Raw genomic sequence first — 997 nt, 5'->3', positions numbered from 1 at the left:
GTCGTGTAGAGCGCGATGAAGTAGCTGATCATCTGGTCGGCGGCGCCCCCGACGAGTGCCGGTGTGATGTAGTAGCCGAGTGCCAGGATGAAGACGAGCAGGCTTCCCGCGCCGATGCCGGGCAGAGTTTGAGGCAGGTAGATCCGCAGGAAGGCGGTGAGCGGCGGCGCACCGAGCGAGGCAGCGGCACGCATGTAGGCAGGCGAGATCGCCTTCATGCTGCTGTAGAGCGGCAGGATCATGAACGGCAGGAGAACGTGGGTCATGGCCACGCAGACACCGAAGCGGTTATAGATCAGGCGCAACGGCTGGTCGATGATGCCAAGCCACTGAAGGCTGTCGTTCACGACGCCATTGCTCTGCAACAGCACGATCCAGGCGCAGGTGCGGACCAGAAGCGACGTCCAGAACGGCAGCAGGACGAAGATCATCAAGAGGTTCGACCGGCCCGGCGGCAGTGTCGCCAGCAGGTAGGCGACCGGGAAGCCGAGTATCAGGCAGAGTACCGTGACGCTGAAGCTGATGAGGAAGGTGCGGCCGAAAACGTCGCGGTAGATGGCCTGATCCGGCGGGGCTGCGACGATCGCGCCGTCCGCGTTCCGCGTCAGGTCGAGCGCCGCAAGAAGGTAGAAGCCGGTCACTGGGCCGCCGGCGTTCTTGATCGTCGTCCAGGTGGCGCGTTCGCGCCAGGCCGGGTTGATCTTGCCCAGCGTCTCCTTGGCCGCCCCTCGCTCCGGCACCGCCTTCAGATTGCGTGCCGTGCTGGTCRGGATCGTGCGGAAGCCGTTCAGCGCGTAGTTGAGCCGCTTGGCCGCGACGGCGATGGTGCCGGAGGTGCGGGCCGCCAGGATGTCGCCTGCCAGCGCAGCAAAGGCCTCTTCGTCCGGCAGGTCCCTGCCGTCCCAATTGGCGAGAGCCGCGACTGTTTGCGGCAGAATCTGACGCACCTCCCTGTCATCGACCGCGCGCCACAGCATGCCCGCGATGGGCCCAGCGA

The 997-nt window shown here is 65.8% G+C and carries 1 protein-coding gene; it reads right to left on the bottom strand.

What is annotated here, in order from left to right:
- On the bottom strand, window positions 1–997 hold a 997-nt coding region (locus AC1D00_RS42735), incomplete at both ends, for an ABC transporter permease (RefSeq protein WP_477014866.1).

The organism is Bradyrhizobium sp. P2_E8, assembly GCF_056403875.1.
Note: the sequence above shows the minus strand (reverse complement) of the source record. Positions and strands in the feature narration are given on the sequence as shown.